We start from the raw sequence: 26686 nt of genomic DNA, 5'->3' as shown, positions 1-26686 counted from the left end.
TGTTCTTCTCATTGACAAGAACCTTATGGTAGGTTTCGTCCCCGGCAATATAGGTATCCTCCTCTTCGGCGAAGTCTTTTGGTCTACGAGTACCTGCCGTTTCGCCTCTCTTACGGAGACAGAATGCTCCTTCATCCACTTGCACATGCCGCGGCGGTTGATGTGGTATTTTACTTGAAGTGAGGACAGGCATGAAGAAGGGTCCTTCTTCAATGCCACAAGGAACTTATTCCATACTTGTTCATAGCGTTCTGCTGCTGTCATAACATTACGGTTTGATTTATCGCCGCAAAGATAATGAATCAAAATGATCCACACAAGGCTGCATCGCGGATACGCTTACATGTGATCCGTAAGAAGAGCACTAATAAATGATGGATACAAACTTCAGCCACTTATTGAAAAAAAACTTCGGGAAGATTGTGGAGAAATAGGCGATGTTCTGAACTCTTGCTTCGGGAGCTGAAAGTCGCAAAAAACGTTCTTGAGCGACAAAAATTCTCAGAGGCAACAGCTGATTAAGTCGCAAGAAAGTCGCAAATAAAGAGATAATTAAAAAGTCAAAGTGTTGGTATTCAACACTTTGGCTTTTTAACGTGTACCCAGACCCGGGTTCGAACCGGGATGCCTTGCGGCACTGGTGTTTGAGACCAGCGCGTCTACCGATTCCGCCATCTGGGCAATTTGCTTTTCGGTATAGCGGGTGCAAAGTTACGGAAAAAAATTGAATTAGCAAAGATTTAGATTAAAATTCTTAATTTTCTTTCTCTCTTGATGTGGATATGGAGAAAAATGAGTACCTTTACAACCATAAAAGTAGAATGTTGAATGTTGAATCATAATGACTATTGGCTATGAATGAAAACTTCTGCGTGATCTTGGCGGGTGGCAAGGGCCGTCGCCTGTGGCCGTGCAGCCGTGAGAACATGCCCAAACAGTTTATCGACTTCTTCGGTACCGGAGAGACGCAGCTTCAGATGACGTATCATCGAATGGCGCGCTTCTTTAACGCGGACCATATCTTTATCGCTACTAATGAGGTATATAGTGATCTTGTGCGTGAACAGTTGCCGGAGCTTCCGGAGCGGAATATCCTCGCAGAACCGATCTATCGCAATACGGCACCCAGTGTGGCGCGTGCCGCCCATCTCATTGCTCATTTCCATCCCGAGGCCAGTCTGGCCATTATCCCATCCGATCAGATGGTATTCCGGGAAGAGGAATTTCAAAAGAATATCAATGAGGGACTAGAGTTTGCCAATCGGAATGACAGTGTCGTCGTCCTTGGTGTCAAGCCCACGCGTCCCGAGCCCGGCTATGGCTATATTCAGATTGGCGATTACAGCAACTGGGATGACACTTTCAAGGTAAAGAGTTTCATCGAGAAGCCCGACCGCAATTTCGCGAAGATGTTCATGGAGAGTGGCGAATGGTATTGGAATACGGGGATCTTTATCTCCAAGGCCTCTACGTTGCTTCGTATCCTCTACGACTGTCTGCCCGTCGTTCTCCGTAATCTCGACAAACAGAAGCCGGACTACACCTATGAGGATGAACAAGCCTATGTGCGGGAGCATTTCCCCAGTTATACGAACCTCTCCATCGATTATGGCATTCTGGAGCGCTCGGAGAATGTATATGTCATGAAGAGCGACTTTGGATGGGCTGACCTCGGTACATGGCATGGCATCTATGAGGCGAAGAAGAAAGGGGAGGATGACAATGTCGTTATTGACACGGAGGCTTATCTTGAAGATAGTAAGAACAATATTATCAAACTTCCCAAGGGTCGTTTGGCCGTCATCAATGGTCTCGATGGATTCATCGTGGCGGAGAAAGATAACGTACTCTTAATTTGTAAGAAGGAAGATTCCTCGGCTCTCATTCGAAAGTATGTCAATGAGATACAGTTGAAGAAGGGGGAGGAATATATATAGTTTGAGGACGCCCTAGCCGACATTTTCCCGGTTAGGGCGGCCACAATCTTTTCCCAGTTAGGGCGGCCACAATCTTTTCCCAGTTAGGGCGGCCACAATCTTTTCCCGGTTAGGGCGGCCACAAGGGCCGCCCCTACGAAGGATCGTCAAATCCGTACGGTCCGGAGCATAATAAATTATGTCCCTACGGTTTGACTTCATTGACGAGGGGTTTGCCGGCAATAAAGTCACGGATATTCGTCAATGTAGTATGTGCGATATTCTCCAGGGCTTCTTTTGTGAAGAAGGCCTGATGTGAAGTGACGATGACATTTGGCATCGTCAGCAGAATAGACAGCTTATCATCGCTGATCATCGAGTCGCTGAGATCCTCATAGAAATATTTCTGTTCATCCTCGTAGACATCGAGGCCGGCGCAGCTCACCTTACGACTGCGGAGCCCTTCGATGAGGGCACTGGAGGAGATGAGCTTACCACGACCCGTATTGATGATCATCACGCCGGGCTTCATCTTGTCGATACTCACGTTGTTGATCATATAGCGCGTCTGAGGAGTCAGCGGCACATGGAGTGTGATGATATCGCTGCGGCGGTAGATTTCATCGAGATCAACGAGCTCAATACCGAGTTTCTCCGCGAAGGCCTTGTCGGGATAGAGGTCGTAAGCCAGAATCTTCATGCCGAAGCCATGGAGGATCTCGGCTACACAGCGGGCGATACGTCCGAGGCCGACGATACCGACGGTCTTGCCGTACATGTCGAAGCCCATGAGACCGTCGAGCTTGAAGTTCCACTCACGCGTGCGGTTCGTCGACCGGTATACTTTACGGTTCAGACAGAGCATGAGGGTCACGGCATATTCAGCCACGGCATGGGGCGAATAGGCGGGCACACGGACCACGGGGATACCGGCAGCGGCGGCAGCGGCGAGATCTACATTGTTGAAGCCTGCACAGCGGAGGGCGATGAGGCGGACACCGTTGGCTTTCAGTGCTTCGATAACACGGCTGTCACAGGTGTCATCGACGAAGATACAGATGACATCCATACCTTTCGAGAGGCGTACGCTCTCTTCGTTGAGACGGTCACCGAAATAATGAATCTCGATGTCCTCTCCATCGTTACTGGTATTGAAGACCGTACGGTCATAATTCTTTGCATCATAAAATCCTACTTGAATGGCCATAAGCTTTAGTTTTTATTGGTTAGGTAATTCTCGATGCAAAGATAGTAAAAATTTTATTTACTATTCATCTTTTCCGGATTTTTTCTGTCTCCGATGAGCTTTTCCATCCAAATCATGTCAAACCACCGGTTGAATTTCCAACCGCACTGATGAAAATGTCCTACTTCCGTAAAGCCGAGATGTTCATGGAAGAGCGGACTCGTCTTGGGGATATATTTTCTGTCAGCCTCGTTGTCGGGTACTGTGATGCTGGCATACATATTCTTGATGCCCTGACGCTCCAGAGCCTTTTCCAGAGCCTGGTAGAGGACGGTGCCGATATGCTCATGGCGGTGATTACGGTCGAGATAGATCGTTGTCTCCACGCACCACTGATAGGCAGCGCGCTCACGAAGCCGATGGGCATAACTGTAACCGACAATGACTCCGTCTTCCTCAGCTACGAGATAGGGATAGTGAGCCGAAAAGGTCTCAATGCGATGGCGGAAGTCATCAAGAGAAGGTACATCATATTCAAACGTGATAGCCGTATCTGTCACATAAGGGGCGTAGATGTCCAATAAGGCCTGGGCATCAGCAGGGGTCGCTTTCCGAATATTTATCATCATTTATTACGATTTTACGGCAAAGTTACTCATTTATCCGCACACGAAGAAAAATAAGAGTGGAATATTTTGTAATTTTGTCAACATGAAAAAGAAATCAGTTATCCAATATGAGAAGCATGTCGTCTTGTTGATGATCTGTATCTACGGACGTCATCGGCTTCATCAGAAATTCCTCAGCAGTGAGTTGCGCAGTTTGGCGCATTACTGTTTAGACCGTCTTGATCATTGTCGTTTCGGCGAGGAGAAGGGACCGTGCAAGCGTTGTCCCATCCATTGCTATAGCCGTCAGCGGCGGGAGGAAATAAAAAAAATCATGCGATGGAGTGGTCCTCGCATGATTTTTCTCGCACCTTACCAGGCATTTCGACATGCCCGGTAATTATCTGTATTGAGGGGGTGCCCTTGAGGGCTACCCTAACGGATTATTAATAGTTCTCAGCCTTCAGTTCGAAGAAGCTCTGCGGATGCTGGCAAACGGGGCATACTTTCGGAGCCTTCGGACCGACAACGACATGACCGCAGTTGCGGCATACCCAGATAGCGTCACCATCACGGCTGAAGACGAGGGCATCCTCGATGTTCTTCAGGAGTTTGCGATAGCGCTCCTCGTGAGTCTTCTCGATAGCACCGACAGCGCGGAAGCGGGCAGCAATCTCCTTGAAGCCTTCCTCTTCGGCGTCCTTTGCCATACGGTCGTACATATCGGTCCACTCGTAGTTTTCCCCCTCGGCAGCAGCCTTCAGGTTCTCACGGGTGCTATGGATCTCACCACCCTCGAGGAGCTTGAACCACAGTTTGGCGTGCTCCTTCTCGTTGGCAGCAGTCTCTTCGAAGATAGCGGCGATCTGCTCAAAGCCGTCCTTGCGTGCCTTGGAGGCAAAATAGGTGTACTTGTTACGAGCCATGCTCTCACCTGCGAATGCTTCCTGCAGGTTCTTCTCAGTCTTAGTTCCTTTCAGTTCTTTCATAATGTTCAGTTTATTTATTTTGTAACTTTTACAATTATTTCTGATTGCAAAGATAGATAAAAAAGATACTCGACCCAAATCTTTTTGCATTTTTTATGAATAAATTTTTTACAGGGAAAATAGTGTTAAATAGTTGGAGATAACACCTTTCTTTATAAGAATAATTGCTATATTTGCCACAAAGAAATCTGTTTATGGAAAAGAAAGAATTAAAGACTGATTACCTTTTTGGTTCCTATGAGGAGTTAGAGGCAGCCGACAGAAACTTGGTCGATGCATCCTTGAAAGCTACGACACATTCCTATTCACCTTATTCTCATTTCCGAGTAGGTGCCGCCGTGCTGCTGGCTGACGGTACGATCGTACAGGGAGCCAATCAGGAGAATGCCGCTTATCCTTCAGGCCTCTGTGCTGAGCGAACGGCCGTCTTTTCCGCCCAAGCCCAGTATCCAGAACAGGCAGTAAAGGCTTTGGCCCTTGTCGGTTGCAATGAGCAAGGAGTGACGGCAATACCGGCATGGCCCTGCGGTGCTTGTCGACAGGTGATCCTCGAGGTGGAGGAGCGCTATCATCAACCTATCCGAATTCTTGTGGCCTCGTCCAAAGGCGTTTATATCTTTCATTCTATTAAAGATCTTTTACCATTCTGTTTCGTAGATGGGAATATGAAGTAATCCGTTCCCTCCATCGACACCCCTAAACCCTCAATCAGCATAGCCTATGCATTATCTAGCCTTACCAGAAGAAAAGATCCGTCCACTGTCGTTCTATCTCGCCATGGAGGAATATGTCGCTCGCTCGACACAGTTTCCCGATGACCTCTTTTTCATGTGGCAGGTGGAGCCGTCAGTGATCTTCGGCCGTAATCAGGATGTTGAGGCTGAGGTGAACCTCGACTACTGTCGGTCGCATGGCATCCATACTTTCCGTCGCAAGAGTGGCGGCGGCTGTGTCTATGCCGACTGGAGCAATGTCATGCTCTCCTATATCACGCGGGAGGCTGAGGTGAGTAGCACCTTCCAGCGCTATCTCGACCTTGTCACGGGAGCGTTGGAGAAGATGGGGATTCCGGCCACGAGTACCGAACATAATGACATCCTCATTGACGGCCGGAAGGTGTCGGGCACGGCCTTTTATCATCTCCCCGGCGCAAGTATCGTCCATGGCACGATGCTTTATTCCACGGATATGGAGAATATGCTCCATGCCATCACGCCGTCGAAGCAGAAGCTCGGGAAGCATGGCGTGCAGAGTGTCCGACAGCGCATCACGTTGCTCCAGGACCATACGGATATGCCCCTGGAGGAGATCAAGCAGTTTCTGCGGCAGACGATCTGCAGCGATGAGATCACCCTCTCGCCGGAGGATGTCCGTCAGATTGAAAAATTGGAAAAAGAATACGATGATCCCAAGTGGATCTATCGAAAAGTCAACTAATCATAGTGGCTGCGTGGCCGCAACATGGCGGCCACCTACAAATTCCTAAATTTATTGATATGAATAAACGAACCTGTTTGTATGACCGTCATGTCGCCCTTGGGGCGCTTATCCAACCTTTTGGCGGTTTCGACATGCCCATTCAGTACACCTCTATTATAGAGGAGCATAACGCCGTGCGGCATCACTGCGGCGTCTTTGATGTCTCCCACATGGGTGAGATCATTGTCAGTGGCCCGGAGGCCGAGAAGTTCATCAATCACATTTTTACGAATGATGTCACGGGAATGCCCGTGGGACGTGTGATGTATGGCATGATGTGCCAGGAGGACGGCGGCACTATCGATGATACCTGTATCTGCAAGACGGCGCCGAATAGATTCTTCATGACGATCAATGCCGCCAATATCGACAAGGATAATGACTGGGTGCGGAAGCAGTCGGAGGGTTTTAATATCGTCGTCTGTTATAAGTCCGATTATTGGAACCAACTGGCCATTCAGGGTCCCGAGGCCGAAGAGGTTGTGGAGCAAGTGCTCCATCTGCCGTGCCATGAACTGAAATATTATACCTGTAAGACGCTCGAGCGTTTCGATGAGACAATCCTGATCTCTCGTACGGGCTATACCGGTGAGGACGGCTTCGAGGTCTATGGTACGGCAGCGTATATCCGTGATACGTGGGATAAACTCATGGCGAGTGGACGTGTAAAGCCGTGCGGTCTCGGCTGCCGGGATACCCTACGCTTTGAGGCCGGTCTGCCGCTCTATGGCGACGAGCTTTCGGCGACGATTACGCCCGTCATGGCCGGTCTGTCGAAATTCGTGAAGTTCGACAAGCCGGAGTTCATCGGTAAGGAAGCCTTGTTGAGGCAGAAGACGGAGGGTGTGGCCCAGCGCTTGCGCGGCATTGAACTCAAGGATAAGGCGGTGCCGCGTCATGGCTATCCCGTGTTGAAGGATGGCCAGCAGGTAGGAGAGGTGACGACGGGTTACCGGCTCATCTCCGTCGATAAGAGTTGTGCCGTCGCCCTCGTCGACAGTAGTCTGCAGCTCGGTGATGAGGTAGAGATCCAGATTCGTAAGAAGCGGTTCCCCGGCACGATCGTGAAGAAGAGATTCTATCAAAGACCGTGATCCACTTGCAGGGGCCGTCCCTTGTGGCGGCCCGCCGTCGGGATGACAGTTGAAAGTGCAATTTGCATATCGGCGGAACATGATCAATCATGTCCCTACAAATAAAAAAACTAAGAACTAAAAACGATAAAACTATGGCAAAGGTAATTGAAGGACTCTATTATACAGAGTCACATGAGTATGTAAAGGTAGAAGGAGAATACGGTTATGTCGGTATCACCGATTATGCGCAGCATGCCTTGGGCAATGTCGTCTATGTTGACATGCCCGATGTTGATGATGAGGTGACCGCCGGAGAGGAGTTTGGTGCCGTGGAGAGCGTGAAGGCTGCCAGTGATCTGATGTCGCCCGTCAGCGGTACTGTCGTTGAGGTCAACGAGGCCCTGGAGGATCACCCGGAACTTGTCAACCAGGACGCGTTCGCCAACTGGATCATCAAAGTGAAACTCAGTGATCCTTCTGAACTCGACGGGTTGATGGACGCCAAGGGGTACGAGGCATTCTGCGAGAAATAATAATTCGCCCATTTGACGGACCATGATCAATCATGTCCCTACAAAAACAATACTATGACCTATAAATATTTTCCACATACAGACGAAGAGGTGGCGGCGATGCTGAAGACTATCGGCGTCGCCTCGTTGGAAGAACTCTATGCCGATGTCCCCGACGCGCTGAAGTTCAAGGGCGACTATGCGTTACCCGAGGCGATGAGCGAGGAGGAGATCCGCCGGTTCTTCCATACCCTCGGCGCACAGAACGACAAGCTCTGTTGCTTTGCCGGGGCCGGTGTCTATGATCATTATACGCCCTCCGTCATTCCCTATCTCGTGGAGCGGTCGGAGTATCTCACTTCTTATACCCCTTATCAGGCAGAGATCTCACAGGGTACACTCCATTATATCTTCGAGTACCAGAGCATGATGGCCGAACTGACGGGCATGGAGATCTCCAATGCCTCCCTCTATGAGGGTACGACGGCCACGGCGGAGGCTGTCCTCATGGCTTACAACAACAGTCATAAAGGTAAGACGGTACTCCTCTCCCGCACCCTTGATCCGAAGATCACGGCGGTCGTCCTTACCTATGCGCATTTCCATGGCGTCGATATCCAGTTTGTTGAGGAGAAAGACGGCGTGACCGATCATGATGACCTCCGGCGCCGTCTCAAGGCCGGTGGCGTGGCTGGTGTCGTCGTTCAACAGCCGAATCGTTATGGCATCATCGAGGACTTCACGGGGATGAGCGAGGCTTGTCATGCGCAGAAAGCCTTGTTTATCATCAATAGTGTCGCCGCTGATCTCGCCCTGTTGAAGACGCCGGGCGAGTGGGGCGCCGACATCGCCGTAGGAGATATCCAGAGCCTCGGTCTGCCAATGTCCTTTGGTGGTCCTTATGCCGGATATATGTGTACCACGGAGAAACTCATGCGCAAGATGCCCGGACGTATCGTCGGCATGACGCACGACAACCGCGGACAACGGGCGTTTGTGCTCACCCTCCAGGCCCGTGAACAGCATATCCGCCGGCAGCGTGCCACCTCGAACATCTGTTCCAACGAGTCACTGGCTACACTCTTTGCCACCATCTATCTCTCCTTGATGGGTAAGGAAGGCCTGCAGGAGGCAGCACAAATGGGCTATGACGGCGCCCATGACCTCGCTGAGGCGATGGTGGCCACGGGGAAGGCAGAGCTTGTCTACGACCAGCCGTTCTTCAATGAGTTTCTCGTACGTATGGACGACCGTGATGCCTTCTACGACAAGGCCGTCGACCTCCATATCCTCCCCGGCGTGAAAGTTGGTAAAGATCAGTTGCTCATCGCTGTCACCGAAAGGCGGACAAAGGAGGAATGTGATACGTTGTGTGGGTTGCTAAATTCGTAAATTATGAACAATAAACTATACGGAAAACTGATATTTGAGCTCTCTCATCCGGGGCGTAAGGGCTATTCGTTGCCGAAGTCACCCTTCAAGCACCATGAGCTCCCGATGGCCCTCCGCCGCACTAAGGCGGCAGTGTTGCCGGAGTGTGATGAGATGACCGTGGTACGTCATTATACGAATCATAGTGAGAATAATTTCGGTGTGGATAATGGCTTCTACCCCCTCGGCTCTTGTACGATGAAATATAATCCTGTTATCAACGAGGAGATCGCCGCCTTGCCGGAGTTCAACCTCCATCCGTTGCAGCCCGAGAGTACCGTTCAGGGCGCATTGGAGGTGGAATACCGCCTGCAGCAGATGCTCTGTGCCCTCACGGGAATGGCTGACTTCACCCTCAATCCCTGTGCCGGTGCCCACGGTGAGTTGACGGGCCTGATGACGATCCGCAGCTATCACCAGAGCCGCGGTGATACAAAGCGGACAAAGGTCATCGTGCCCGACTCTGCCCATGGCACGAATCCCGCCTCTGCCGCAGTCTGCGGTCTGGAGGTCGTGGAGGTGAAAAGTAATGCCGACGGCCTTGTCGATGTGGAGGATCTCAAGCCGCTCCTCGGTGATGACGTCGCCGCGATGATGATGACGAATCCGAATACCCTCGGCCTCTTCGAACGGGAGATTCCGGAGATTGCACGGCTTGTCCATGACTGTGGCGGACTGATGTATTATGATGGTGCCAATCTGAATCCCTTGCTCGGTGTGGCACGTCCGGGAGACATGGGCTTCGACGTGATGCATGTCAATCTCCATAAGACGTTCTCCACGCCTCATGGCGGTGGCGGCCCGGGCTCCGGTCCCGTCGGCGTGAGGAAAGGCCTGGAGAACTTCCTGCCGAAGCCGCATGTCGTCAAGGATGGCCTTGTTTATCATGTGGAGAATAACCTCGGAGATTGTTGTGAGACGGCCGGCAATCATGTCGGGGCCTTCCTTGGCAACTTCGCCATTATCCTCCGTGCCCTGACCTACTTGTTGTCGCTTGGTAAGGAGAATGTGAAACGAGTCGGACCGTTGGCTACCCTCAATGCCAATTATATCAAGGAGAGTCTGAAGGACGACTATGAGCTACCGATTACGGGACTCTGCAAGCATGAGTTTGTCTTCAACGGCTTGTGCGATAAGACTATGGGCGTGACGACCCTCGATGTGGCCAAACGGCTCCTCGACTACGGCTATCATGCACCGACGATCTATTTCCCGCTCCTCTTCCATGAGGCGATGATGATTGAGCCGACGGAGAATGAGAGTAAGGAGACGATCGACGGGTTCATCCATGTGATGCACCGCATAGCCCGTGAGGCCCATGAGAACCCCGATGTTGTCAAATCGGCTCCTCATGACACCCCCATCGGTCGTGTGGATGATGTCGAGGCAGCCCGGCACCCCGTGCTGACGTTTCGTCAAATCACAAATAATGGAGAACGGAAAATAGAGAATGGATAATGCTGCGCAAATGGAAAATGGAGAACGGAGAACGGAAAATGGAAAATAAATCAGATTTGATCATCATCGGCTGTGGGCCCGGGGGGTATGCCACAGCCGCCTATGCCGCCCGGCAAGGCCTGCAGACGGTCGTCATTGAGGCCGGAGAGGTTGGCGGCACCTGTCTGAACCGCGGCTGCATCCCTACGAAATGTCTCGTCCATGACGCTCAACTGATTCGTAACCCCTGGCTGCAACAGATGTTTGTCGACGGGCGGTCGGGACTCGATGTGGAGGAGGGACTCGCGTCGTGTTTCCGCCAGGCGATGCGGCGGAAAGATGCCGTCGTCAGTCAGTTGCGAGAGGGTATCCATACGTTGTTGTCTGCGCCGGGAATCACCCTCGTCAGTGGGGAAGCCTCGTTCGTCGATGCCCATACGGTTCGTGTGGGCGACGCGGAATATACGGCTCCGCATATTCTCATCGCTACAGGCTCGCGGTCGAAACTGCCACCGATAGAAGGACTTGATGCCACTAAGGTCAATGCGCCGGATTCGCCCGTCGTGACGAGTACGGGACTCCTGCAGCGTACGGCCTTGCCGCAACGGCTCTGTATCATCGGTGCTGGTGTCATCGGAATGGAGTTCGCCTCCATCTTCAATGCCTTCGGCGTGGAGGTCACCGTGGTGGAGTTTCTCAAGGAGTGTCTGCCGGCCCTCGACGGGGAGATCGCCCGGCGGTTGCGCAAGCAGATGGAGAAGCGCGGCGTGAAGTTCTCCTTCCAGAGTGCCGTGGAGAAGATCGACGGACATACCGTCATCTATAAGAATAAGAAAGGGCAGGAGGAGACCGTTGAGGCCGATATGATCCTCATGGCTACGGGACGGCGGCCGAATACCGACGGGCTGAACCTCGAGGCTGCCGGTATCGCCTTCGACCGCAAGGGAATCACGGTGGATGATTATTTCCAAACGTCGGTTCCCGGTGTCTATGCCATCGGTGATGTCAATGGCCGTATGATGCTCGCCCATGCCGCTGAGGCTCAAGGGCGGAAGGTCATTGATGAGATCCTCGGACAGGAGGATGGTCTGCGCCTCGACATCATCCCCTCCGCTGTCTTCACCGATCCCGAGGCGGCGAGTGTCGGCCCTACGGAAGAGGCGCTCAAGGCCGCCGGTATCGCCTATGAGGTCCATAAATCGTTCTATCGTGCCAACGGAAAGGCGCTGGCGATAGGTGAACCGGAGGGAATGGTGAAGATCCTTACGGAAGCCGTCAAGGACGATGCAGCCCCCTCAGCTACGGAAACGACACGTCAGTCACAGAACGGCCGCATCCTCGCCTGTCATGTCTATGGCGCTCATGCCGCTGACCTCGTCCAGGAGGTGGCCGCACTGATGACGCGCGACTGTACGCTCGCCGATCTCCGGTCCGTCATCCATATCCATCCTACGTTGCAGGAGATTCTCAATGGGTAGATAAATGGCTGTTCGTCGCAAATCGCAAATCGCAAATCGCAATTTCGTCCTTCGGGGTGCATAGGTTTTATGCGCATATCGGTTGATGGGAAGGGGATAGTCCATATCCCTAAGTGTTATAAATAAATTATATATTATATATATTATAATATATATAATATATCCCAATGGAATGGGGGCGTGTGGAGCAAGGAAATTGCGATTTGCGATTTGCGACTTGCGATTTTATGGGCTATGATATGTCTCGTATTTGTCGTTGATAAACAACAGAGATAATTTTTTCTGCTTTAGAGATAGAAAATTATCTCACTGATATATTTTCCCCACCATAGGAGATCCTTTTGTAGGTGGCCGCCATGTTGCGGCCACGCAAGGAAGATGGGGAATATGTAGGGAAATGATTACTTTTGTTTCTTCAATGCGGGGTGCGTGGCCACAACATGGTGGCCACCTACTCATTGTCCAGACACAGGCTTACTTGGATATAGATTCGTTCATGGTTCTTTTCAGCCACAAAGTCGATCTCCTTTTGCTGCATATATCCAATCTTTACCTGATAGCCAAGATACAAGAGATGGTTGTAAACTAAATTCTCCAACAGTTTCCCCTCATCATTGATGCGGTATCCGATAATATTGTTGCGGAGACCGAGATTTTCAAAATAATCTTTTTCGCCAATCTCAAACATCCGATTGCCAACCAGATCGTAGCGTTCTACCCGGTGGATAAGAAAAGCATTGGCGAGATACTTCAGGTAATTCTGAATCTGGCTGACAGAGATTTTTACCTGTTGGGATTTCAGAAAGTCGCTGACTTTCTTTGCGGAGAACAGATTACCTATATTTTCTGCCAAATATTCGATGAGACGCTCTAAGAAACCGATATTCCTGAGTTTGTAACGTTCTACAATGTCTCTGAACACAATTGTGGAGTAGATACTGTTCTGATACTCATTGACGGTATCATCCTCAAGTATACAAAAAGTTTCAAGTATACTTGTAAACTTTCCTTCTGAAACTAGAAAGTTTTAAGTATATTTTGCAAAGTCTGTAGGGACATGATTTATCATGGTCCGACGATCCGCTCGTAGGGGCGGCCCTTGTGGTCGTCCTAATTGTTTATGTGGCGGATCATGATGAATCAAGTCCCTACGTGATTGGAACATAATAAATCAAGCCCCTACGTGATCGGAACATGCTCCATCATGTTCCTAGGGCTTCTCATATTTCTCCAGGAACATCAGCTCGGCGATCTTCTTGCCCGTAGCAGTCTTGAAGATCTTGTTCAGCGTGTAGGCGACAGAATTTGCGGGGATATTATCCTCAAAGAAATTCACGAGGAAGTCGGCCTCTACGAGAATCTGATAATCCATGCCATCAATAGGATGATACGTGTGATGATGGGCGATGAGATAGCAAATGCGCTCGGTGTCGTCACTGTTGTAGCCGAGCTCAGTGAGCATTTTCCGTGCCGGTGCCGGTCCCTCCTGCTCCTGCAGTTTTCCGTTGCAGTTGCCATATTTCGCCTCGGCGGGATGGATACCGATGTCATGGACGACGGCGGCACTCTCGAGGATCATCTGCGTGTGATCATCGAGGTGCTCACTGTGGCCGATGAGCTGCGCGAAGCGGTGTACTTTCAGGAAATGCTGGATGCGCATGGTATCCCCTTTGTCAAAATCGATCATCGCCATCGTCAGGCGGTCGATCAGTGCTTGCAGTTCCATAGGCTTTTATAATGATTCGAGAATTCTCTTGATCACGACCTCTGCGGAGATCTCACGGTTGGCAGCTTCGGGGATGACGAGGCTGTGAGGACTCTCGATGACATCATCAGTGACGATGAGGCCACGGCGGACGGGCAGACAGTGCATGAAATAACCGTCATTGGTCCAACTCATGTGCTCGGTATCAATCGTCCAACTCATATCCTTCGAGAGGATCTTACCGTAGTCAGCCTTGTTCTTTACGCCCGGGCAGCTCCAGTTCTTCGCGTAGACGAAGTCAGCGCCCTCGAGAGCTTTCTTCTGGTCGTATTCCACTTTGGCATTGCCAACGAATTTCGGATCGAGTTCATAACCCTCGGGCTGCGTGATGACGAAGTCCACATCGGCGGCATTCATCCACTGGGCAAAGGAGTTCGGCACAGCCTGGGGCAGGGCACGGCAGTGGGGCGCCCAACTCATGACGACCTTCGGGCGGCGTGTCTGTTTCAGCTCCTTCCATTTCTCCGCAATCGTGATGGTATCGGCGAAGGCCTGGAGGGGATGGACGGTTGCGGTCTCCATGGCGAAGACGGGACGGCCACTGTATTTCACAAACTGGTTGACAATCGTCTCGGCGTAATCATAGTCGCGGTCGCTGAGGCCGGCGAAGGAGCGCACGCCGATGAGGTCACAGTAGCAGCCCATGACGGGGATTGCCTCGAGGAGATGCTCACTCTTGTCACCATCCATGATGACGCCACGCTCTGTCTCCAGCTTCCAGGCACCGGCATTGACATCGAGGACGATGACGTTCATACCGAGGTTCATGGCAGCCTTCTGGGTGGACAGACGGGTGCGCAGACTGTTATTGAAGAAAATCATCAGCAGGGTCTTGTTCTTGCCGAGCTGCTGATAACCAAACCGGTTCTGTTTTACTTCTTCGGCCTCGGCGAGCGCCTGGTGCAGGTCGCCGATGTCTTCTACATTAAAGAATGTTCTCATATGATTTATCTTTGTTGTTCTTCCTTGCGTGGCCGCAATAGGACGGCCACCTACAAAATCCCTCTATTTTCTGATTTGTCCATTTCCTTCTATCAGCCACTTGTACGTGGTGATTTCCTCCAGTGCCATCGGACCGCGGGCACCGAGCTTCTGCGTGCTGATACCGATCTCAGCGCCAAGGCCGAACTGGGCGCCATCGGTGAAACTCGTCGGCGCGTTGACATAGACGCAGGCGGCATCGACCATCGCCTCGAACTTCCGGGCGTTGGCCTCGTCCTCCGTGACGATACTCTCACTGTGGCCACTGCCATACTGGTCGATATGTGCCAGGGCCTCGTCGAGATTGTCAACGGTGCAGACGCCCATCTGCATGCTCAGCCATTCCGTAAACCAGATATCGGGATCATCGACCTGGACGAGCAACTCATCAGGATAGCTGCCCTTCAGCGCCTTGTAGCTCCGCTCATCGGCATGGAGCTTTACGCCCTTCGGAGCCATCGGTGCGACGAGGGCGGGGAGATCCGTGAGGCAGTGACTGTTGATCAACAGCGTGTCGAGGGTGTTGCAGACGGTGCAGCGGCGGGTCTTCGCATTGTCTACAATCCGCTTTCCTTTCTCCAAGTCACCAGTCTCATCGAAATAGCAATGGACGACACCGGCACCCGTCTCGATGACCGGTACTTTCGCCGTATCACGTACGAACGAGATCAGTCGCTTGCTGCCACGGGGGATACAGAGGTCTACATAACCTACTGCCGTCAACAGCGCTCCCGTGGCCTCATGGGTAGCCGGAAGGAGTTCCACGACATGCGGGTCAACATCGTATTTCTGAAGAACATCGTGGATGACCTTCACCTCCGCACGGTTCGTTCCGTCGGCCTCCTTGCCGCCCTTGAGGATGGCGGCATTGCCACTCTTGAAACAGAGGGAGAAGACATCAAAGGTGACGTTCGGACGAGCCTCGAAGATCATGCCGATGACGCCGAATGGCACGCTGACACGCTTCAGATGGAGGCCGTTGTCGAGCGTCTTCTCCTTCAACACATGGCCGAGGGGAGAGGGAAGGGTAGCGACATGGCGCATGTCATGGGCGATATCCTCCAAACGCTGCGGCGTGAGGAGCAGACGGTCGTAGAAGGCATAGTTCTTACCAGCTTTCTCCAGGTCTTCCTGATTAGCCTTCAGAATATCGCTCTGATGACTGATGATGGCGTCAGCGACAGCCCCGAGGATCTCATTGCGCTTCTCGTCGGGGATCAGCGCCAGCGTCTTTGAGGCTTTCTTGACACTTTTGAAGATTTCTTCTAGTTCCATTTCTTTAGGATATATGTTCGTTGGTGTGGCGTTAGGAAAGAACATGCTCAATCATGTCCCTACTCCATATACAGATAGTCGTAGTGGATGAGCGGCTTGATGTCATGGACACCGATAGCCTCGCGGGCATCATCGGAACTGTAGGCGCTGCGACCCACGGCGATGACCTTACCGTCGGGATCCTCCACATTGATGATGTCGCCTTCTTCGAAGTCGCCGTCGATACTCGTCACGCCGACGAGGAGGAGACTCGTAGCCTTCTCGCCCTCCAGGGCCTTGGCGGCTTTCTCGTTGATATGGGCGACTCCCTTGGCGAAGCTCTCACTGTGTGCAATCCATTTCTTCACCTGCGACGTCGGGTTCGGGTTTGGACGGAATTCCGTGTGCATCGTCTCCTGCGGTTTCGTGACCAGTTCCACGAGGATATTGTCGGTCTTGCCGTTGGCGATGATGACCTTGATGCCTTCCTCGGCAACCTTGCGGGCGATATGCGTCTTTGTGATCATACCGCCGCGGCCGAAGCCGCTCTTCGTGGTCTGGATATATTCTCCGAGATCACGGTCGTAGTTGACCATCGGGATGACACGCGTCATTTTGTCCTTCGGGTCTCCATTATAGATGCCGTCGACATTCGTCAGAATGACAAGGCTCTGACAGCCCATCATCGAGGCCACGAGACCGGCAAGTTCATCATTATCAGTGAACATCAGCTCCGTGACACTTACGGTGTCGTTCTCATTGATGATCGGCAGCACGCCATTCTCGAGCATCACCTTCATGCAGGCCCGCTGGTTGAGATACTCTCCACGTGTGGAGAAACTCTCTTTCATCGTCAGCACCTGACCCACATGAATGCCATACTCCCGGAAGAGGTCGTAATAGAGGCCCACAAGCTTCACCTGGCCGAGGGCCGAGAAGAGCTGACGCTGTGACACACTGTCGAGTTTCTTGTCCACACTCATCTCGTCACGGCCACAGGTGATGGAGCCGGAGGAGACGAGAATGATCTCATAGTCGTGGCGCCGCAGCCATACAATCTGGTCTACAAGCGCCGACATGCGCGTGATATCGAGTTTACCGTCATCACGCGTGAGCACGTTACTGCCCACCTTGACAACAATCCGTTTCATCTTATTTACTTTTTTACTTTTTCCTCATCCTTCTCCCGGATCTCCACACGGCGGATCTTACCGGAGATAGTCTTCGGAAGCTCATCGACGAACTCCACGACACGGGGATATTTATAAGGTGCCGTCTCATGCTTCACATGATTCTGCAACTCCTTGATGAGTTCCGGACCAGCCTTGCTCTTGTACTCATCGGAGAGGACGACGGTAGCCTTGACGACCATGCCGCGGATAGGATCGGGGACACCGGTGATGGCACACTCCACAACAGCGGGATGGGTCATCAGCGCATTCTCTACCTCGAAGGGCCCGATGCGGTAGCCACTACTCTTGATGACATCATCGGTACGGCCGACGAACCAGAAATAGCCTTCTTCATCACGCCAGGCCATATCACCAGTGTGATAGATGCCGTCGTGCCAGGCCTCCTTCGTCTTCTCGGCATCGCGATAGTAGCCTTTGAAGAGGCCGATAGGTTTCTGATCACCGATACGGATGCAGATCTCGCCCTTCTCACCATCCTCACACTCTGTGCCATCGGGGCGCAGCAGACGGACATCATACTGTGGATTGGGCTTACCCATGCTTCCCGGTTTCGGCTTAATCCAGGGGAAGGTGCCGAGGGTCATTGTCGTCTCTGTCTGCCCGAAGCCCTCATAGATATGGATGCCGGTACGGGCGAAGAACTTCTCTTCTACTGACGGGTTCATGGCCTCGCCGGCAGTGGTACACCATTTCAGACTGCTGAGGTCGTATTTGCTGAAGTCCTCAAGGATCATGAAGCGGTAAATCGTCGGGGGCGCGCAGAAGGACGTGATATGATATTTCTCAATCTGACGGAGAATCTTCTCGGCCGTGAACTTCTCATGGTCGAAGACGAAGACCGTAGCGCCGGCGAACCACTGTCCGTAGAGCTTGCCCCATACAGCCTTGCCCCAGCCGGTATCGGCAACGGTGAGGTGGATGCTGTCCTCGTTGAGGTTATGCCAGAAGCAGCCGGTAGTGAGATGGCCGAGGGCATAGAGGAAGTCGTGGGCTACCATCTTCGGCTCGCCACTCGTGCCGCTGGTGAAATACATCAGCATCGTATCCTCATTATCATTGGCAAACTCAGGACGGACGAAATGGGGGGCGTTGGGCCATTCCTTATGCCAGTCGTGGAATCCTTCGGGGACAGCCTTGTCGCCCTCACACATCGAGTTGACGGCCACGAGGACCTTTACCGTAGGACTGTTAGGCATGGCTTCGGCAACCTGTGTGGTGACATAGTTGTCATTACAGCAGATGATGGCCTTCGTGCTCGCACGGTTGTTGCGGTATTCGATATCGTGCTTCGTGAGCATGTGGGTGGCGGGGATGGCGATGGCACCGAGCTTGCACAGGGCCATCATGCTCAGCCACCACTGGTAGTGACGCTTGAGGATGAGCATGACCTTATCGCCATGACCAATACCGAGCTGCTGGAAATAGCTGGCCGTACGGTCGGTCTGCTCCTTAAACTGCTTATAGGTGGTGCGGACTTCCTCGCCGCGCTCGCTTGTCCACAACAGACAAACTTTGTTGGGCTCGAGGCGGGCCCACTCATCCATCACGTCATAAGCGAAATTGAAATTCTCCGGTATAATGAACTGCAGATGCTCCTTGAAATCCTCTTCGGAAGTGAAATGCGTCTGCTTAAGAAATCTTTCTATCATTGATTTGTATTCTGAATAATCTTTTTGATTTCTCCTACTGCCACGAGGCGAGAAGTGTCTTAGATAATGATGCAGATGAAGGATGACGGCTCACCATGCAAGGCACGGAAGCAATGGGGACGGGTGGCATCGAAATAGATGCTGTCGCCTTTCTCCAGGACGAGGACTTTGTCCTCTATCGTCAGTTCCAGCGTCCCTTCAATAATGACATCAAACTCCTGACCGTCATGGGTGTTCTTGTTATGCTTCTTTCCATCGGGCAACGGATCCACTGTAGCCAGGAAAGGATCGATCTTACGACCGCGGAATCCACCGGCAAGACTCTGATATTTATAGTCGTTGCCACGGTCGATCTCTGGACCTTGACCAGCACGCGTGAGGTAATAGCTGCTCATGCGGGGCTCCTCGCCGAAGAGGAGGACATCGAGATCAATGCCGTACTTCTTGGAAATCTTACTCAGCCGATAGACAGACGGGTCTGCTTCGCCCGCTTCTATCTTGAGATAATGGTCGAGGGAGATGCCACAGAGATCTGCTACCTCCTCGGCCGGAATGTTAAGGACATCACGGAGACCTTTCAGACGTTCTCCGATCTGCTTGATTGCTTCTTCCATGTTGATTGTTATTTAATCTGTTTCCAAAAGTACGAATTTTTCCTTAGAAAGGGGAAAGCTCTTCCGTTTTTTCGTTATTTTTGTGCTAAGAAAATAAAAATGCTGCACAATGTTTTTGTTTTTGTGCAGCAAATTTACGCTTTATCTTATTTTGTTCCCTTTTTGGCGTTACCGCAATAAGACGATTAGCTGTAAGAGGATTATTCAATCGTTTTATTTTACTCCGGCTTTCAACCCTTGGATGACAGCATTGGTGAAACCATACTGTTCCATGGTGTTGAGACCCTTGATGGTCAGACCGCCGGGAGTCGTCACCTTGTCAATCTCTGCTTCGGGGTGGTTGCCGTTGCTCTGCAGCAGGGCGACAGCACCCTTGCAGGTCTGCAGCACGATATCCTTGGCGATGTCTGCCTTGAAGCCGAGCTCCACACCGCCCTCTGAGGCTGCGCGGAAATAGCGCATGGCATAGGCAATGCCACAACTGGCGAGGGTGGTGCCGGCACCGAGATGCTGCTCATCGGTGATGAGACTCTCGCCGAGATGGTCGAAGAGGGTTTTCACCTGCTCTGTCTGTGCCGGGAGGGCACCGACGGGGACGATGAAGGTCATGGAGGCCTTCACGGCAATGGCGATGTTCGGGATGACCTGGAAGAGGACCGGCGTCTTACCTTTCTTGTCAAGCCATTTCAGCAGTTGCGAGGAGGGGATGGCGGCGGCCATATTGAGGATGATCTGATGGTCGTAGTCGAGAGAGCTTTTGATCTCGTTAATCACCTCTTCCACGAGCCACGGTTTGACGACAATAGCGATGATGTCGGCACCTGCCACGGCAGTCTTGTTGTCGGTAGTGACGGCGGCACCGAGGCGCTGGAATTTCTCCAGCTTTCCCGCATGGGGATTGGCAACGGTGAGGTCGGCGGGTTGGAAGGTGTCGTCATGGAGCAGTCCTTCGGCGAAACTGCCTCCCATGGCACCGGCTCCGATAATAGTTATCTTCATAATTCAGACAATACTTTTTTCAGTTTATTGATAAACAGATCTACATCTTGGGTTGTTAAGGTCAACGGCGGGAGGATACGCAGGATATTGGTGGAGGCACAGCCGGTGAAGACATGTTCCTCATAGATAAGTTTGCTTCGTACGTCTTTCTGCGGGACATCCATGACGACTCCGATCATCAAGCCACGGCCACGGACTTCGAGAATATGGTTGTTTTCTTGTTGCAGTTTCTTCAGTTGGGCAATGAAATAGTCGCCGACCTTGTGGGCATTCTCCACAAGATGCTCCTGCTCGAAGACATCAAGGACGGCGAGGGCGGCAGTACAGGCCATATGGTTACCGCCGAACGTTGTGCCGAGCTGGCCGTAGACGGGCTTGAACTCCGGAGAGATAAGGACAGCACTCATGGGGAAGCCGTTGCCGATGCCCTTAGCGACGGTGATGAGGTCGGGACGGATGCCGAGCCACTGATGGGCAAAGAACTTTCCGCTGCGGCCATAGCCACACTGAATCTCATCGCAAATGAGATAGGTTCCATATTCCTTGCAGAGTTCCTGCAGTCCCTGGGCAAACTCCGGTGTGGCCATGTTGACACCGCCGACGCCCTGGATACACTCGAGGATACAAGCGCAGACATCGCCCTTCTTCAGCTCATCTTCCCACGGCTTCAGGTCATTGAGGGGCAAGAAGGTTACTTGACCGTTGTCATTGATCGGCGCAGTGATCTTCGGGTTGTTCGTCACCTCTACAGCGAGGGAGGTACGGCCGTGAAAGGCTTTTTCCACAGAGAGGACACGCTTACGACCGTTAGTAAACGAGGCGAGCTTGAGGGCGTTCTCGTTAGCCTCGGCACCGGAGTTGATGAGGAACAACTGGTAGTCATCATAACCGCTGATCTTCCCGAGCCGTTCTGCCAACTGTTGCTGCAGCTTGTTGATGACACTGTTGCTGTAGAAGCCGAGGGCATTGAGCTGCTTTGTCATCATCTCTATATAGTGTGGGTGACAGTGACCGATACTGATCACGGCATGACCGCCGTAGCAGTCGAGATATTCCTGCCCTTGATCATCCCATACCCGACAGTCTCTTCCTTTGACGATATTGACATTGAAGAGTGGATAGACATCGAATAATTTCATAGATATGTCTTTTATCTCTTATTGGAAAGAATAGCTTTCCGGTAAGAGTATGAATTTTATTGTTTTTTTAGAATGCTGATGCCTTCAGACGCAGACCGGCAGTCTCATCAATACCAAACATGATATTCATGTTCTGGACAGCCTGACCGACGGCGCCTTTGAGGAGGTTGTCAATACACGAAGTGATAAGGAGCTTGTTGTCTACCTTGTCGACATGTACGAGACACTTGTTGGTGTTGACGACTTGCTTCAGGTCGAGGGGCTTGTCGACATAATGCGTGAATTTCGCGCCTTTGTAAAACTCCTGATAACCTTTGACAATCTTCTCCAGAGGTTCATCAGTCTTGATGACTTCTGTGGCAAAAATACCACGGGCAAAGTCGCCACGATAGGGGATGAAGTCGATAGAGGCATCGAGATAACCCTGTTCCTGACGCAGACTCTGACGGATCTCCGGGACATGCTGATGCATGAAAGCCTTGTAGATGCTCAGGTTGTCATTACGCCAGGAGAAATGGGTCGTGGCACCAGGCTTTACACCGGCGCCCGTACTGCCCGTGATGGCGTTGACGCTGACATCCTTGTTGATGAGGCGCATGTGGGCGGCAGGCAGCAGACCGAGCTGGATACATGTGGCGAAGCAGCCGGGATTGGCGATATGCTGGGCCTTGGCAATGCGGTCGTGGTTGATCTCCGGCAGACCATATACAAAGTCGTGGTTGTCGGCCGATGGGTGCTGCGTGGTACTCACCGTGGCCGGGGCCAGACGGAAGTCCTGTGCGAGGTCGATGATCTTCACGCGCTCGGGGATCTCATGTTCGCGGAGGAAGGCCTCACTCTTGCCATGACCGAAACAGAAGAAGACGACATCGACATCATTAAACGGCAGTTGGTCGGTGAAGCGCAGGGTGGTGTCGCCATAGAGTCCTTCGTGGACATCCGTGACAAGATCACCGCTGTGACTTTCGGAATTGGCAAAGACAATCTCTGCTTCCGGGTGGTTGACGAGCAGACGGATGAGCTCACCGCCGGTATATCCGGCGGCACCAAGTATTCCTACTTTGATCATATGGCTCCTCCTTATTCTCTTTCGTGGGGATGAAGACCATAGTAGACACGCAGTGGCGTGGAACTGACCTTGATGAAGCCCTTGGCATCTTCTGCCGTCCAGCCGTGCTGCATCTCACCGTACTCGCCGAGTTTGCTCTTCGTGAGGTCGTCGGGAGAGTCGATGCCGACCGTCTGGAAGCCGTAGGGACGGAGCTTTAAAATAGAAGTGCCGTTGACATGGCGCTGACTACTTGTAAGCATGGCTTCGATATCGGGCATGACAGGCTCGAGATACTGACTCTCGTGGAGGAACATGCCGTACCAGTTGCCGACCTGGTCTTTCCAGTACTGCTGCCATTTGCTCAGCGTACTCTTCTCCAGCAGACGGTGGGCCTCGATGATCAGCTTCGGAGCGGCAGCCTCGAAGCCGACACGCCCTTTGATGCCGATGATGGTATCACCGACATTACAGTCACGGCCGATGGCATAGGCGGCACCAATCTCCTCTATCTTCTGGATGGCCTTGATCTTATCGTCGAAATGCTCACCGTTGACAGCGACGATCTCTCCCTTCTCGAAGGTGATGCGCAGCTCGCTCTCCTCGGTCTTCGTGACATGCTTCAGATAGGCTTCCTCGGGCAGGCCCTGGGTAGGATCAAGGATCTCACCACCACAGATACTCGTACCCCAGATTCCGACATTGTAAGAGTATTTCAGCTTGGTGAAGTCAGCATAGAAGCCATGGTCGTTGAGGTAGTCAACCTCCTCCTTACGGCTCAGGGCATGATCACGTGTGAGGGTAATGATCTGCATGTCGGGGCACATCACGAGGAAGGTCATGTCGAAACGGATCTGGTCGTTGCCGGCTCCCGTACTGCCGTGAGCGATGGCATCAGCCTTGATCTCGTTGGCATAGCGGGCGATAGCGATAGCCTGGAAGATACGCTCAGAACTGACAGAGATGGGATAGCAGTTGTTACGCAGCACATTTCCGAAAATCATGTATTTCAGACTCTTCTCGTAATACTCATGGGTAACGTCGAGGGTGACATATTTCGTGGCACCCAACTTATAGGCGTTCTCCTCATTCGTCTTCAACTGCTCGGCACTGAATCCGCCGGTATTGGCACAGGCGGCATAGACCTCCCAACCTTCCTGCGACAGCTTCATTACTGTATAAGAGGTGTCAAGACCTCCACTGAATGCTACTACAACTTTCTTCTTAGCCATATCTTCTTCTTTTTTATTTTCTGTTGATAAATAGAAATATAGTTGATGGACAGTTATTCCTTCCCATCAATCTTCTTGATACGTTCAATGACGTCCTTGGGTAGTCTGGCGGGCAGATGCTCCTCGGGATCATAGAGCATTGCCGTACAGATACAATATCTGCGACCCGTACGGTGAAGAATATCAACATTGATGCAGCCTTCACAGCCGCGCCAGAAACTCTCGTCGTCGGTGAGGTCACTGAACGTGACGGGATGATAGCCGAGCTGCGTATTCATCTTCATGACGGCAGAACCACTTGTCAAGGAGAAAATTTTTGCCTGGGGCCAACGGGTCCGGGCTAATGTGAAGGTCAGATTCTTAATTCTTTTGGCCAAACCAAGACCACGGAAATCGGGGTGGACGATGAGGCCGGAAGTAGTGACATAGTGCTTGTTGCCCCATGTCTCAATGTAACTGAAACCGGCAAACTTATCACCGCAGAGGGCAATGACGGCCTTGGCTTCTTTCATCTTGGTGGCAACATATTCGTGGGTACGCTTGGCGATACCGGTGCCACGGACTTTCGCTGCGTCAGAAATTGTCTTGAGGATGGTGTCGACGTATTTCTCATGAGAGGCATCGGCCACCATCACTTTTATCTCATCCATATCTTTTATGAGTTTATATTTCTATTTATATAAAGGTTGTTTCTTCTCTCTTCGGCATCTCTCGGTCGGCAAATCTTACATATTGGGTATAATCTCCCTCAATGCTTCGATCACCTCTTCTTCCGGCGTGCCATCTTTCTTGACAATAAAGATCGTATCGTCACCGGCGATGGTACCGAGAATCTGTGGAATATCACTGTTGTCGATGTTATAGGCGATGCTGCTTGCATAGCCCGGTCGCGTCTTGATGACGCCCATGTTTCCTGAGAAATTCAATGATAGGAAACCAGGAGTTGCAAGCATCTGAGAGATGGAGTCGGCTTTGTTTGTTCGGCGATACATCGTCTCGTTGGGAAGAACGTAGACATATTTGCCATTCATGCTCGCTGCCTTCGCAACCTTCAACTGCTTGAGATCACGACTCAACGTGGCCTGAGTAAGCTTATAGCCCTCTTGGGCTAATGCATTCAGTACTTCCTCTTGATTGCATAGCTCTTGACTAGAGATGATCATCTTCAGCGTCTCCAATCTATTTTCTTTTTTATTCATATTACTGAATGTTTATTCAATTGATGCTGCAAATATACAAGATATACTTGAAATATGCAAATAAATTTGCAAAAATCTGGTGAAATTTATTGTAATATTTGAATTTGTGTGAATATAATGAATAAATATGCGATTACCAAAGACTTTGCACACATATAAAAAAACAAGGGCCGCCCAAAAGGCGGCCCTTCCTATTGAATGGAAAATGATTAATTGTCGTTTCTGCCGAAAATCCTCAGAAGATAGAGGAAGAGGTTGATGAAGTCGAGGTAGAGGGTTAGTGCTCCGAGAAGCGCTACCTTCTGTGCACTCTCACTGACATCATACTGTGTAGAGAGGGCTCGCTTGATTTGCTGGCTGTCCCATGCCGTAAGGCCGCAGAATATGGCAACGCCAATATAGCTCAGAATGTAGTCAAATCCCGTACTCTTGAGAAACATGTTGACAATGGTAGCGATGATGATGCCTAGGAGTCCCATAAAGAGGATGCGGCCCATCGTACTTAGATCTTTTTTCGTCGTATAGCCATAAAGGGCTGTGACACCAAAGGTTCCGGCGGTAATGAAGAAAACGCGGGCAATGGTGCTCATGTTGAAAACGAGGAAGATAGAGCTGAATGTGGCACCATTCAATACGGAGTATAGGATGAACATCAGGGTAGCCGTCGTCATGGACATCCGGTTAATAGCTCCGGAGATAGCCATGACGAGGACGAACTCAGCGATGATCATACCCCACATGATGGCACTGTTGCCCAAAATGGCGGTATACAAGGCTGGGCTGTTGGCGACACCCCATGCCGTGAAACCGGTAATCACTAAGGCAAGTGACATCCATGTGTAAACTTTCCGCATGAGGGTAGGCATGGCCAAATTTAACTCTTGCTCACGGCTATGGAACTGTGAGCCGGAATTATTGATTTCATTGTACAATTCTTGTTCTGTCATATTTTATTCTTTGTTGGTTCCTGTTCAACAGACAAAGTTAATGCCGATTTTCCAGAAAAACGAAACTCTGCCTAATATTTAACGCAATTTTACATGATCAAGGAAATGTAGGACGATCTGTATGCTATAATATATAATAGGTGAATATTGTTGAAATAAGGGAAAAGGCAATTTTTTAAGAAATTTCTTTCAAAAATATTTGGAGTTTTCGGAAAAAGTTCATACCTTTGCACTCGCTTTTGAAAACAAGCACACTGCCAAAAGCGTGGTGGTTAAGGATAAAGCACTGAGAAAGAGTTCTTTGAAAAGATTACATAAGACAGAAAGAAAGTAGTACAAGAAGGAAACCTGTCAATCACATGAAGGTTTTACGACTCAATACTTCGAGTATGGATATTCACCCTGTAGACAGACAAATTTACATTTAAAACATATTTTACAATGGAGAGTTTGATCCTGGCTCAGGATGAACGCTAGCTACAGGCCTAACACATGCAAGTCGAGGGGAAACGGCAGAGTTTGCTTGCAAACTTTGGACGTCGACCGGCGCACGG

At 51.2% G+C, this 26686-nt stretch carries 26 protein-coding genes, 1 tRNA gene and 1 rRNA gene; 10 read left to right on the top strand and 18 right to left on the bottom strand.

From position 1 onward, the window contains the following. Positions 1-599 precede the first annotated feature (599 nt). A tRNA-Leu gene (locus G604_RS0111505) sits at positions 600-681 on the bottom strand. A gap of 173 nt (positions 682-854) precedes the next feature. Here G604_RS0111505 and G604_RS0111500 point away from each other — a divergent pair. Further along, positions 855-1937 (top strand): mannose-1-phosphate guanylyltransferase, encoded by a 1083-nt coding sequence (locus G604_RS0111500; protein WP_036905593.1) that lies wholly within the window; start codon positions 855-857, stop codon positions 1935-1937. A gap of 184 nt (positions 1938-2121) precedes the next feature. Here G604_RS0111500 and G604_RS0111495 read toward each other — a convergent pair whose 3' ends face one another. Together G604_RS0111495 and G604_RS0111490 are read right to left on the bottom strand one after the other, a co-directional pair. Further along, positions 2122-3123, bottom strand: coding sequence for a 2-hydroxyacid dehydrogenase (locus G604_RS0111495; RefSeq protein WP_028910687.1), 1002 nt, complete (start codon positions 3121-3123; stop codon positions 2122-2124). Between the two features lie 53 nt (positions 3124-3176). After that, entirely contained in the window at positions 3177-3731 is a 555-nt protein-coding gene (locus tag G604_RS0111490) for a GNAT family N-acetyltransferase (RefSeq protein WP_028910686.1), read from the bottom strand. Between the two features lie 82 nt (positions 3732-3813). Between G604_RS0111490 and G604_RS0111485 the strand changes: the two genes are divergently transcribed. Beyond that, positions 3814-4110 (top strand): nitrous oxide-stimulated promoter family protein, encoded by a 297-nt coding sequence (locus G604_RS0111485; RefSeq protein ID WP_028910685.1) that lies wholly within the window; start codon positions 3814-3816, stop codon positions 4108-4110. Between the two features lie 46 nt (positions 4111-4156). Here G604_RS0111485 and rbr read toward each other — a convergent pair whose 3' ends face one another. After that, positions 4157-4699, bottom strand: coding sequence for a rubrerythrin (gene rbr / locus G604_RS0111480; protein WP_028910684.1), 543 nt, complete (start codon positions 4697-4699; stop codon positions 4157-4159). 194 nt (positions 4700-4893) lie between these two features. Here rbr and cdd point away from each other — a divergent pair, with 194 nt between their 5' ends. The 7 genes from cdd to lpdA all read left to right on the top strand — a co-directional run bounded on the left by cdd (position 4894) and on the right by lpdA (position 12112). Then, a complete protein-coding gene (gene cdd, locus G604_RS0111475; protein ID WP_028910683.1) occupies positions 4894-5373 on the top strand; it encodes a cytidine deaminase in 480 nt (159 codons plus the stop codon). A gap of 46 nt (positions 5374-5419) precedes the next feature. Then, positions 5420-6136: a biotin/lipoate A/B protein ligase family protein gene (locus G604_RS0111470; RefSeq protein ID WP_028910682.1), complete on the top strand. Its 717-nt coding sequence runs from the start codon at positions 5420-5422 to the stop codon at positions 6134-6136. 59 nt (positions 6137-6195) lie between these two features. Next, positions 6196-7272, top strand: coding sequence for a glycine cleavage system aminomethyltransferase GcvT (gene gcvT / locus G604_RS0111465; protein WP_028910681.1), 1077 nt, complete (start codon positions 6196-6198; stop codon positions 7270-7272). A 134-nt stretch (positions 7273-7406) separates the two neighbouring features. Then, a complete protein-coding gene (gcvH, locus tag G604_RS0111460) occupies positions 7407-7787 on the top strand; it encodes a glycine cleavage system protein GcvH (RefSeq protein ID WP_028910680.1) in 381 nt (126 codons plus the stop codon). 54 nt (positions 7788-7841) lie between these two features. After that, positions 7842-9158, top strand: a complete 1317-nt coding sequence (gene gcvPA / locus G604_RS0111455) for an aminomethyl-transferring glycine dehydrogenase subunit GcvPA (RefSeq protein WP_028910679.1) — start codon at positions 7842-7844, stop codon at positions 9156-9158. A 3-nt stretch (positions 9159-9161) separates the two neighbouring features. Continuing rightward, complete coding sequence (gene gcvPB / locus G604_RS0111450; protein ID WP_028910678.1) at positions 9162-10655, top strand: aminomethyl-transferring glycine dehydrogenase subunit GcvPB; 1494 nt, start codon at positions 9162-9164, stop codon at positions 10653-10655. A 38-nt stretch (positions 10656-10693) separates the two neighbouring features. Then, positions 10694-12112 carry a dihydrolipoyl dehydrogenase gene (gene lpdA, locus G604_RS0111445; RefSeq protein ID WP_028910677.1) on the top strand — a complete coding sequence of 473 codons (1419 nt, stop codon included), beginning with the start codon at positions 10694-10696 and terminating at the stop codon, positions 12110-12112. A gap of 451 nt (positions 12113-12563) precedes the next feature. Here the strand turns inward: lpdA and G604_RS14360 are convergent, their stop codons facing one another. The 14 genes from G604_RS14360 to G604_RS0111375 form a co-directional block, all read right to left on the bottom strand. After that, positions 12564-13034: a DUF4143 domain-containing protein gene (locus G604_RS14360; protein ID WP_231376150.1), complete on the bottom strand. Its 471-nt coding sequence runs from the start codon at positions 13032-13034 to the stop codon at positions 12564-12566. Positions 13035-13322: 288 nt separating this feature from the next. Further along, positions 13323-13838: an HD domain-containing protein gene (locus tag G604_RS0111435; protein WP_028910676.1), complete on the bottom strand. Its 516-nt coding sequence runs from the start codon at positions 13836-13838 to the stop codon at positions 13323-13325. A gap of 6 nt (positions 13839-13844) precedes the next feature. Continuing rightward, positions 13845-14819 (bottom strand): acetylornithine carbamoyltransferase, encoded by a 975-nt coding sequence (locus G604_RS0111430; RefSeq protein ID WP_028910675.1) that lies wholly within the window; start codon positions 14817-14819, stop codon positions 13845-13847. A 63-nt stretch (positions 14820-14882) separates the two neighbouring features. Next, a complete protein-coding gene (locus G604_RS0111425) occupies positions 14883-16133 on the bottom strand; it encodes a glutamate-5-semialdehyde dehydrogenase (RefSeq protein ID WP_028910674.1) in 1251 nt (416 codons plus the stop codon). A gap of 59 nt (positions 16134-16192) precedes the next feature. After that, positions 16193-17263, bottom strand: a complete 1071-nt coding sequence (gene proB / locus G604_RS0111420; RefSeq protein WP_028910673.1) for a glutamate 5-kinase — start codon at positions 17261-17263, stop codon at positions 16193-16195. A gap of 5 nt (positions 17264-17268) precedes the next feature. Further along, a complete protein-coding gene (locus G604_RS0111415; RefSeq protein WP_028910672.1) occupies positions 17269-18954 on the bottom strand; it encodes an AMP-binding protein in 1686 nt (561 codons plus the stop codon). Positions 18955-19013: 59 nt separating this feature from the next. After that, positions 19014-19568, bottom strand: a complete 555-nt coding sequence (locus G604_RS0111410; protein ID WP_028910671.1) for a helix-turn-helix domain-containing protein — start codon at positions 19566-19568, stop codon at positions 19014-19016. A 213-nt stretch (positions 19569-19781) separates the two neighbouring features. Continuing rightward, positions 19782-20567 (bottom strand): pyrroline-5-carboxylate reductase family protein, encoded by a 786-nt coding sequence (locus G604_RS0111405; protein WP_028910670.1) that lies wholly within the window; start codon positions 20565-20567, stop codon positions 19782-19784. Next, a complete protein-coding gene (locus G604_RS0111400) occupies positions 20564-21706 on the bottom strand; it encodes an aspartate aminotransferase family protein (protein WP_028910669.1) in 1143 nt (380 codons plus the stop codon). The genes G604_RS0111405 and G604_RS0111400 overlap by 4 nt, the downstream gene beginning before the upstream one ends. Before the next feature lie 67 nt (positions 21707-21773). Then, positions 21774-22775, bottom strand: a complete 1002-nt coding sequence (argC, locus tag G604_RS0111395) for an N-acetyl-gamma-glutamyl-phosphate reductase (protein WP_028910668.1) — start codon at positions 22773-22775, stop codon at positions 21774-21776. A gap of 11 nt (positions 22776-22786) precedes the next feature. Further along, positions 22787-23986: an argininosuccinate synthase gene (locus G604_RS0111390; protein WP_028910667.1), complete on the bottom strand. Its 1200-nt coding sequence runs from the start codon at positions 23984-23986 to the stop codon at positions 22787-22789. 53 nt (positions 23987-24039) lie between these two features. Beyond that, positions 24040-24636: a GNAT family N-acetyltransferase gene (locus G604_RS0111385; RefSeq protein WP_028910666.1), complete on the bottom strand. Its 597-nt coding sequence runs from the start codon at positions 24634-24636 to the stop codon at positions 24040-24042. 75 nt (positions 24637-24711) lie between these two features. Next, positions 24712-25185 carry an arginine repressor gene (gene argR, locus G604_RS0111380; protein WP_028910665.1) on the bottom strand — a complete coding sequence of 158 codons (474 nt, stop codon included), beginning with the start codon at positions 25183-25185 and terminating at the stop codon, positions 24712-24714. 209 nt (positions 25186-25394) lie between these two features. Further along, the gene (locus tag G604_RS0111375) at positions 25395-26132 is read right to left on the bottom strand and encodes a Bax inhibitor-1/YccA family protein (protein WP_036905586.1); all 738 of its coding nucleotides are present in this window, start codon (positions 26130-26132) and stop codon (positions 25395-25397) included. A gap of 438 nt (positions 26133-26570) precedes the next feature. Between G604_RS0111375 and G604_RS0111370 the strand changes: the two genes are divergently transcribed. Further along, positions 26571-26686: ribosomal RNA gene (locus G604_RS0111370) — 16S ribosomal RNA — on the top strand; the annotation flags it as partial.

This window comes from Prevotella sp. AGR2160 (assembly GCF_000424185.1).
Taxonomy (GTDB): Bacteria; Bacteroidota; Bacteroidia; order Bacteroidales; family Bacteroidaceae; genus Prevotella.
This window is presented reverse-complemented; position numbering and strand designations above follow the sequence as displayed.

What these genes read in the sequence shown, in the direction of transcription:
- G604_RS0111500 (WP_036905593.1), top strand. Translation starts at nt 855, where the DNA reads ATGAATGAAAACTTCTGCGTGATCTTGGCGGGTGGCAAGGGCCGTCGC.
- G604_RS0111495 (WP_028910687.1), bottom strand. Translation starts at nt 3,123, where the DNA reads ATGGCCATTCAAGTAGGATTTTATGATGCAAAGAATTATGACCGTACG.
- G604_RS0111490 (WP_028910686.1), bottom strand. Translation starts at nt 3,731, where the DNA reads ATGATGATAAATATTCGGAAAGCGACCCCTGCTGATGCCCAGGCCTTA.
- G604_RS0111485 (WP_028910685.1), top strand. Translation starts at nt 3,814, where the DNA reads ATGAAAAAGAAATCAGTTATCCAATATGAGAAGCATGTCGTCTTGTTG.
- rbr (WP_028910684.1), bottom strand. Translation starts at nt 4,699, where the DNA reads ATGAAAGAACTGAAAGGAACTAAGACTGAGAAGAACCTGCAGGAAGCA.
- cdd (WP_028910683.1), top strand. Translation starts at nt 4,894, where the DNA reads ATGGAAAAGAAAGAATTAAAGACTGATTACCTTTTTGGTTCCTATGAG.
- G604_RS0111470 (WP_028910682.1), top strand. Translation starts at nt 5,420, where the DNA reads ATGCATTATCTAGCCTTACCAGAAGAAAAGATCCGTCCACTGTCGTTC.
- gcvT (WP_028910681.1), top strand. Translation starts at nt 6,196, where the DNA reads ATGAATAAACGAACCTGTTTGTATGACCGTCATGTCGCCCTTGGGGCG.
- gcvH (WP_028910680.1), top strand. Translation starts at nt 7,407, where the DNA reads ATGGCAAAGGTAATTGAAGGACTCTATTATACAGAGTCACATGAGTAT.
- gcvPA (WP_028910679.1), top strand. Translation starts at nt 7,842, where the DNA reads ATGACCTATAAATATTTTCCACATACAGACGAAGAGGTGGCGGCGATG.
- gcvPB (WP_028910678.1), top strand. Translation starts at nt 9,162, where the DNA reads ATGAACAATAAACTATACGGAAAACTGATATTTGAGCTCTCTCATCCG.
- lpdA (WP_028910677.1), top strand. Translation starts at nt 10,694, where the DNA reads ATGGAAAATAAATCAGATTTGATCATCATCGGCTGTGGGCCCGGGGGG.
- G604_RS0111435 (WP_028910676.1), bottom strand. Translation starts at nt 13,838, where the DNA reads ATGGAACTGCAAGCACTGATCGACCGCCTGACGATGGCGATGATCGAT.
- G604_RS0111430 (WP_028910675.1), bottom strand. Translation starts at nt 14,819, where the DNA reads ATGAGAACATTCTTTAATGTAGAAGACATCGGCGACCTGCACCAGGCG.
- G604_RS0111425 (WP_028910674.1), bottom strand. Translation starts at nt 16,133, where the DNA reads ATGGAACTAGAAGAAATCTTCAAAAGTGTCAAGAAAGCCTCAAAGACG.
- proB (WP_028910673.1), bottom strand. Translation starts at nt 17,263, where the DNA reads ATGAAACGGATTGTTGTCAAGGTGGGCAGTAACGTGCTCACGCGTGAT.
- G604_RS0111415 (WP_028910672.1), bottom strand. Translation starts at nt 18,954, where the DNA reads ATGATAGAAAGATTTCTTAAGCAGACGCATTTCACTTCCGAAGAGGAT.
- G604_RS0111410 (WP_028910671.1), bottom strand. Translation starts at nt 19,568, where the DNA reads ATGGAAGAAGCAATCAAGCAGATCGGAGAACGTCTGAAAGGTCTCCGT.
- G604_RS0111405 (WP_028910670.1), bottom strand. Translation starts at nt 20,567, where the DNA reads ATGAAGATAACTATTATCGGAGCCGGTGCCATGGGAGGCAGTTTCGCC.
- G604_RS0111400 (WP_028910669.1), bottom strand. Translation starts at nt 21,706, where the DNA reads ATGAAATTATTCGATGTCTATCCACTCTTCAATGTCAATATCGTCAAA.
- argC (WP_028910668.1), bottom strand. Translation starts at nt 22,775, where the DNA reads ATGATCAAAGTAGGAATACTTGGTGCCGCCGGATATACCGGCGGTGAG.
- G604_RS0111390 (WP_028910667.1), bottom strand. Translation starts at nt 23,986, where the DNA reads ATGGCTAAGAAGAAAGTTGTAGTAGCATTCAGTGGAGGTCTTGACACC.
- G604_RS0111385 (WP_028910666.1), bottom strand. Translation starts at nt 24,636, where the DNA reads ATGGATGAGATAAAAGTGATGGTGGCCGATGCCTCTCATGAGAAATAC.
- argR (WP_028910665.1), bottom strand. Translation starts at nt 25,185, where the DNA reads ATGAATAAAAAAGAAAATAGATTGGAGACGCTGAAGATGATCATCTCT.
- G604_RS0111375 (WP_036905586.1), bottom strand. Translation starts at nt 26,132, where the DNA reads ATGACAGAACAAGAATTGTACAATGAAATCAATAATTCCGGCTCACAG.